Origin of the sequence: Cryobacterium sp. RTC2.1 (assembly GCF_035018685.1) — a bacterium.
Taxonomy (GTDB): Bacteria; Actinomycetota; Actinomycetes; order Actinomycetales; family Microbacteriaceae; genus Cryobacterium; species Cryobacterium glucosi.
The window spans coordinates 1-5,943 of sequence record NZ_JASJXJ010000196.1; the positions used below are offsets into that span (position 1 = coordinate 1).

At 60.2% G+C, this 5,943-nt stretch carries 7 protein-coding genes and 1 pseudogene; 3 read left to right on the forward strand and 5 right to left on the reverse strand.

Going from position 1 to position 5,943, the window contains the following annotated elements; translation table 11 throughout:
* Positions 1-49: 49 nt before the first annotated feature.
* Positions 50-802, reverse strand: coding sequence for a twin-arginine translocase subunit TatC (gene tatC / locus QN357_RS17290; RefSeq protein WP_322136641.1), 753 nt, complete (start codon positions 800-802; stop codon positions 50-52).
* Positions 803-849: 47 nt separating this feature from the next.
* Positions 850-1,107, reverse strand: coding sequence for a twin-arginine translocase TatA/TatE family subunit (locus QN357_RS17295; protein ID WP_322136640.1), 258 nt, complete (start codon positions 1,105-1,107; stop codon positions 850-852).
* 295 nt (positions 1,108-1,402) lie between these two features.
* Here QN357_RS17295 and QN357_RS17300 point away from each other — a divergent pair, with 295 nt between their 5' ends.
* Entirely contained in the window at positions 1,403-2,365 is a 963-nt protein-coding gene (locus QN357_RS17300) for a ferritin-like domain-containing protein (RefSeq protein ID WP_322136639.1), read from the forward strand.
* Positions 2,366-2,748: 383 nt separating this feature from the next.
* Here QN357_RS17300 and QN357_RS19610 read toward each other — a convergent pair.
* Positions 2,749-2,971 (reverse strand): annotated as a pseudogene (locus tag QN357_RS19610) (hypothetical protein); the annotation flags it as partial.
* A 149-nt stretch (positions 2,972-3,120) separates the two neighbouring features.
* On the opposite strand from QN357_RS19610, the gene QN357_RS17305 reads away from it, so the two are divergent.
* The gene (locus tag QN357_RS17305; RefSeq protein ID WP_322140595.1) at positions 3,121-3,402 is read left to right on the forward strand and encodes a DUF1003 domain-containing protein; all 282 of its coding nucleotides are present in this window, start codon (positions 3,121-3,123) and stop codon (positions 3,400-3,402) included.
* 470 nt (positions 3,403-3,872) lie between these two features.
* On the opposite strand, the gene QN357_RS17310 is transcribed toward QN357_RS17305, so the two are convergent.
* Positions 3,873-4,346: a hypothetical protein gene (locus tag QN357_RS17310; RefSeq protein WP_322136637.1), complete on the reverse strand. Its 474-nt coding sequence runs from the start codon at positions 4,344-4,346 to the stop codon at positions 3,873-3,875.
* Between the two features lie 91 nt (positions 4,347-4,437).
* Here QN357_RS17310 and QN357_RS17315 point away from each other — a divergent pair, with 91 nt between their 5' ends.
* The gene (locus QN357_RS17315; RefSeq protein ID WP_322140597.1) at positions 4,438-4,839 is read left to right on the forward strand and encodes a hypothetical protein; all 402 of its coding nucleotides are present in this window, start codon (positions 4,438-4,440) and stop codon (positions 4,837-4,839) included.
* Between the two features lie 210 nt (positions 4,840-5,049).
* Here the strand turns inward: QN357_RS17315 and QN357_RS17320 are convergent, their stop codons facing one another.
* Entirely contained in the window at positions 5,050-5,751 is a 702-nt protein-coding gene (locus QN357_RS17320; protein ID WP_322136635.1) for a GntR family transcriptional regulator, read from the reverse strand.
* Positions 5,752-5,943: the final 192 nt, after the last annotated feature.

A 5,943-nucleotide genomic window follows, 5' to 3' on the forward strand; every position in this document is an offset into this window, starting at 1 on the left:
GTCCCGCCGGGGTCTGACGACGCTCGTTGATGTTGCGAACTTCATCAGGCTACGCGGTCATACCTGCCTCCGCGTCGCGGGTGCGTTTGGCGAGTCGGCGGTCGTGGAGAGAGGCGATGCCGTAGGCGGCGAAGTAGAGCAGCACCATCGGGATGGCCAGAAGGAACATAGAGACGACGTCCGCGGCGGGGGTGGCGATAGCGGTGAACAGGATAATGATCAGGCACGCGATTCGCCAGGACTTGATGATGGAGTGGGCGCTGATAACGCCGGCGAAGTTCAGCAAAACGAGGAAGACCGGAAGGACGAACGCGACTCCGATCGCGACGACGAGTTTCAGGACGAAGTCGAAGTAGTTTTGGGCGTTGATGAACGCGGCGTCCTGGGTGGGGGCAAATCCGGTCATGAGTTCCACGACGTGGGGGAGGACGTACCAGCCTGCAGCACAGCCGGCCAGGAAAAGGGGAACGGCGGTGAAGAAAAACCCGAAGGTGTAGCGCTTCTCGGTGCGTGTCAAGCCCGGCATCAAGAACGCGAAGACCTGGTACAGCCACACCGGGCTCGACACGACCAGGCCCACGTAGAGGGAGATTTTCAGTTTCAGGTCGAACGCGGACGTGATATCGGGGTAGTTGATCTGGGCGTTCCGATGCTGCGCATGCACGATCGCGTAGATCGGCTCTCGGAGCGCGTCCCACACGAATCCAGAAAGAAACCAGCCTGCCAGGGCGCCGATCAGGATCCCGGCCGCCGCGAAGAACAGGCGCTTTCGCAGTTCCAGAAGATGCTGGCCCAGGGTCATCTGCCCGTTCGGGTCCGCACGCGAGCGAGCGCCAACGAACATGATGCCTACGGCGCCGGAGGCGGCCCGGCCGGGCCCGACGGTGTCGCGCTCTGCGCGCTGCGCCCTGGCGGGGCGGGCGCCGGGACGGAGGTGTCTGGGACGGGCGTGTCGTAGACGTCTGGTTCCGTTTTGATCTCAGCCTTGAGGATCTTCATCGACTGCCCCACACTGCGCGCCAGCCCGGGAAGTTTGGGTGCGCCAAAAAGCAGCAAAATGATCGCGAGGATGATCAGGAAATGCCATCCAGTCAAATTCCCCAACATATGGTGTGTCCTCTCAGTTCTGAGAATGTCTCAGCAACCTACACCGTCAAGGCGCGTTCGGGTCAGGGGAAGGAGCGTTATATTGCAGCAAAAGGCAAAGTCGATTCCCAAGAGCATGAAGTTTTCATCTTCTGAAATCATGAGGTTGTCTCATCTTCCGTACGCGTTGGGCGCCAGTTAGCCTTTTGAAGTCACCGTTACCTGACTGTGATGCGAGGACGGATGCACCGACGCGACACGGGTGCGAACTGGGGGTCCCGGCCGCGCCATTGACCCACAATGGCAGGAGAAGTCGATGTTCGACCAAAAATTCATCACTCATGCGATCGGCAGGAGCGCAGAATCGCCCCTCGATCGGAGGCGTTTCTTCCAGGCCGCCGGCGTTGCCGGGTTCGGTGTCGGTTCGGCGGTGCTCCTGGCCGGTCAACCAGCTTTCGCTGGCGAAAGCGGCCACGACGACGGCGACAACGGAGACGGGCCCAGCGACTCGTCCATCCTCAACTTCGCCTTGAACCTTGAGTACCTCGAGGCGGAGTTCTACCTGCGGGCGGTTACCGGCTCCGGATTGCCCGACGATATGACGACTGGTCGCGGCGATCGCGGCAGCGTCTCCGGCGGGCGTGCCGTCTCCTTCGACACCCCGCTGATTCGCAAGTACGCCGAAGAGATCGCGGCCGACGAGAAGTCCCACGTGGCCTTCCTTCGCAGCGCACTGGGGAATGCTGCCGTGTCCCGGCCGAAGCTGAGCCTCGACTCCAGCTTCACCGCAGCGGCCCGCGCCGCCGGTCTGATCGGGAGCACCGAGCAGTTCGACGTGTACGCCAACGAGGTCAACTTCTTGTTTGGCGCCTTCATCTTTGAGGACGTCGGCGTGACCTCCTACAAGGGCGCCGCACCGCTGATCAGCAATAAAACCTACCTGGACGCGGCGGCCGGCCTGCTGGCGGTGGAGGCATATCACGCCGGGATCATCCGTACAACGCTTTATGCCCTCGGCGTCAACACGCCGGCCATCTACTCCAGCGTGCAGAAGATCTCGGATGCGAGGGACAGCCTCGACGGGTCCACCGATCTCGACCAGGGCATCGGCACGGCCGACAAGGCGAATCTCGTTCCAACGGACAACAACGGGCTGGCCTTCAGCCGCACCACCGGACAAGTGCTCAACATCGCCTACCTCAACCCGAAGAAGGTACGCTCGGGCGGTTTCTACCCGGCGGGCGTCAACGGCAAGATCAACACGAGCGGCGCCAACTAAGAACCGGCCCCTTTTGCCCGGTAGTCCACAGCGGGCAGAAGGGGCCATTCCGCTCGTCGTCCGTGCCGCCAGCGCCGGACAAGCGGCACGAATGCGGGTTGTCGTAGCGCCAACGGCGTGCGCACGATCGGGACGAAATCGAACGGTGGCGGAGTCCATGGTTCCTGATAGAAGACCTGGCAATGCCTCAATACGTGCAACGCTCGCACGCTGCGACGGACTGAGAGAATTCTTTGGAAGACGCTTGAAGGCGTCCTTCGGTGCCCGCGCAGGGCGCCAGACTGAGCGTGGCACACCGAGACTTCGTCACCGGGCGCCCGTGACAACGGACCCCGGGACAAAGTGGGCCTTGTGCTCGATAGTTTCGCAATGGACACAATGAAGCTGCTGCGGTCGCCGATGCGCCCGAACAGGCGGCGTCGATGAAGCGACCGCTTCCGCGTCGATGAGTTCTTGGTGGAGGGTTTCGGTCGCTACGCGGATGCGATCGGTGACATCGGTGAATTTGAGGTCTCCCAGCAGGGCGAGCACGGCAGACTGGCCAAGAGCCCTCGTGTGGTGTCCTTCGTGAGTTGCTTTTAAAGGGCGTTGGCCGCACGCGGTCAGTGGAACCACGCGGAGCCCAATATCGACTGAAGTTAGGCTGTGGGTCATGAACAACAAACCCCAGACGTGGCATGAGAAACATCGGGATTCCCTGACCAGAGGCCAGCGTGCGGCGGACGTGGTGCGGAACGGAATGGGGAGTTGGCCTTTTGTGGGCAGCTTTGTCGGAGAAGGCGTGGGATCCGTACCCGTATATCCTGCTGAATCTATTTTTGTCGATGCTCGCCGGGCTGCAGGGTGCAATCTTGCTCATAGCCGCTAAGCGTCAGGACGCTATTGCAGGAGTGATGGCCCAACACGATCTCGACACGAATGTGGAATCGAAAAAAGAGATCGAGCTGTTGATGGCGATCAACACTCAGCAACTGCAGATATTGCGGGAGCTGCAGGTTGTGGCTTCTGGGCGCACCACGCCTCAAAGTCCAAAGTAGTTCGCTAGCGCAAAATGTTGCAGTCAAGAATGTTGGACGACGAATTCACGAAATACGACATTGCTCCCGCGAGAGTCGGGAAGACGGCGCGCTCCACCGGGTCAAGGAATACCATCACTTCAAAACTGCCGTGGTTCTTGGCGATGAAGCCAACCAGGCAAAGAGCGATGTCTGTGGCAATGCGGCGGTCAATGATCCTCCATCGCAACCGGACAAAGCGCGGACTTCGATATCCTCTCCCGTTCGCGTCTGCAATCGGACGGCGATCATTGTGCTTCCTCATCTCAATCTGCCCGTGATTCTCGCATGTGGTGCTCGTTTGTTGACGCATCGCCTGCCTTGGCAGTACCGAGCCCGGCTCCCCTCCGCTTCGTCGAGCGGTTCATCACTCCGGCGGCTCCCGGAACTTCGCCCGGCCTCCTGGGAGTGACCATTTTGGGGGTGAATCTTCTCCCTACTGACGTCCAGCTTCACCAGAATTCATGCAAGTCCGGGTCACCCCATTCGTAGCTAGGGACAGCAACCGTCTCTGAATACCCGGTCTCTCCAGGAGTGGACGCCGCCTGGCCGAGAAACTCAAGGTGCATAACGGCGTCTGCGGCATCGGGTTCAGGCCAGAAGGATTCTTCCGGGATAGCGACGAAAGCGCTTGTCGGCCCGAGGAGAAGTGTTGCCGTCACCACTGCGCCCCCGATCAACACCACTGGGATTAACGCGACTGCAGACTTATGTTTGGCGTTGAGCACCACCAAGAGACTGACGAGGGAGTCTGCGATTCGATCTGCCGTCAGGAACGAGGCACCGCCGAACGTAATTCGTCTCATGCGTACACCCTGAACTCGTATCTGTCCATGCGCAACCAGGTTGACATGATGTGCATATCGATGAGATAGCAGGCTCACAACAACGCCTCCTTCGATCTCCGCAACTTCGCCGAACACCATGCACATCTATTCGCGCGCATTTCAAGGCAACGTGTACTTCTGACTCACGTCGGCCGGATACAGGGATGGAAGGGGCCCGGCAAGATTACGAATGTTTTCGAGCTGCTGCAGCGCAGAAACCGGGGCAACTGTGAAGAGAATGTCTTACTGCGGAACGACGTTCCTAACCACAAATACCGTTGCGGATGCGCTCCTGGAGTTCGCCGCAACGCTCAGCGAGTGGCACAAATCCGAAGTAGTAGAGGTGCCGTCCTACACAGCAGACGGTAGCGAAATACTCATTCGCCTTCTCCTTGCCTCCGGCAGCGAACTCATCAGCATTCCCGAGAATACTGTGGGTGACGAACCGGTGACGCACCACGCCGTGTCCGTCCTTCGCTACGACATCAACTCTCTCGCTTCGGTGTCCAGTACTGAAAGCATCGTCACACGTGCAGTGGCATCAGCGTCCGAAGACTGGTCGACCGAGGACCACTGGGACGACGTCTACTAAACCCGGCCAACATCATCTACCAGTCATGCCCGACGATCACACTGCCGCAGCTCATCATCTGAGGTCCTGACTGAGCGAGACCAGCCCTGAACCCTCAGGCGCGGCGAGACCAGCGGCATCCTTCTACATGTCTGAACAACGACAGGACTGACGCAGGAATCTCCGCTGCAACGGGCCGCCCTACGCCCCCAGACACCTGCCCGCGTGTGACTACGCAGTGTCGAGATCCGTGCTGTCCCCATCCAGGATTGCGTTCCGAGCGCCGAGAATGTGAGCGCGCATCATTGCTTCGGCCCAGACGGCGTCGTGTGTCCGAAGCGCCGTGAGTATGTCGCGGTGATGATGATTGCTGCCTGCCCGAAATCTCCCACCATCGCGGCGAAAAACCTGCGCCATCATCGGGATACGGCCAACAGAATCGGTCAGATGGATCAGCTGCTGATTCCCCGACGCCGCCACGCTGATGTGATGGAATTCGGCGTTGAGCTCGCCAAGCCGGGTAACCCCTTCATCGTCAGTGGCGAGTACGAATTCGTCCATCGACACGATGAGATCAGCTAGTTGTCCGAGAATTTCATCGCCGATCCGGGTGGCAGCCAAACCGGCAGCTCTACTCTCCAGGCCTGCGCGCAGGTAATACGTCTCCCGCACCTGTTCCTGAGTCCACGAGGCAACCGTCGCACCACGATTGGGTGTGAAGTCAACGAAACCGGCTTCGTCCAAGCGACGCAAGGCCTCGCGAACCGGGGTCCGGCTCAGACCCAATTCTTCGGCCAAGGACTGCTCCCGGAGCACCGCTCGGGCGGGAATCTCACCCGACAGTATGCGGCGCCGAAGATAAACGAACGCGGCCTGTCCGCCTGTAACTGGCTCCGCACCGCGTGTGACTCCGGTTGTCTGCACTGACACCATGGCGTATCCATTTCATACTCACCTGCGCGCCAACAATCTGAACACGCACGATACTTTCAGGTGAGCTCGATTATTGCCCACTAGCCCCGCGGAGGCAACGACGGCCGAGAAAACGAAAGCGGGTGTGCCTCCCTTGGTCAGGTCGCGGAGGGGGGGAAAATCGCCCTGGGCTACGGGGCTACGGGGCTACGG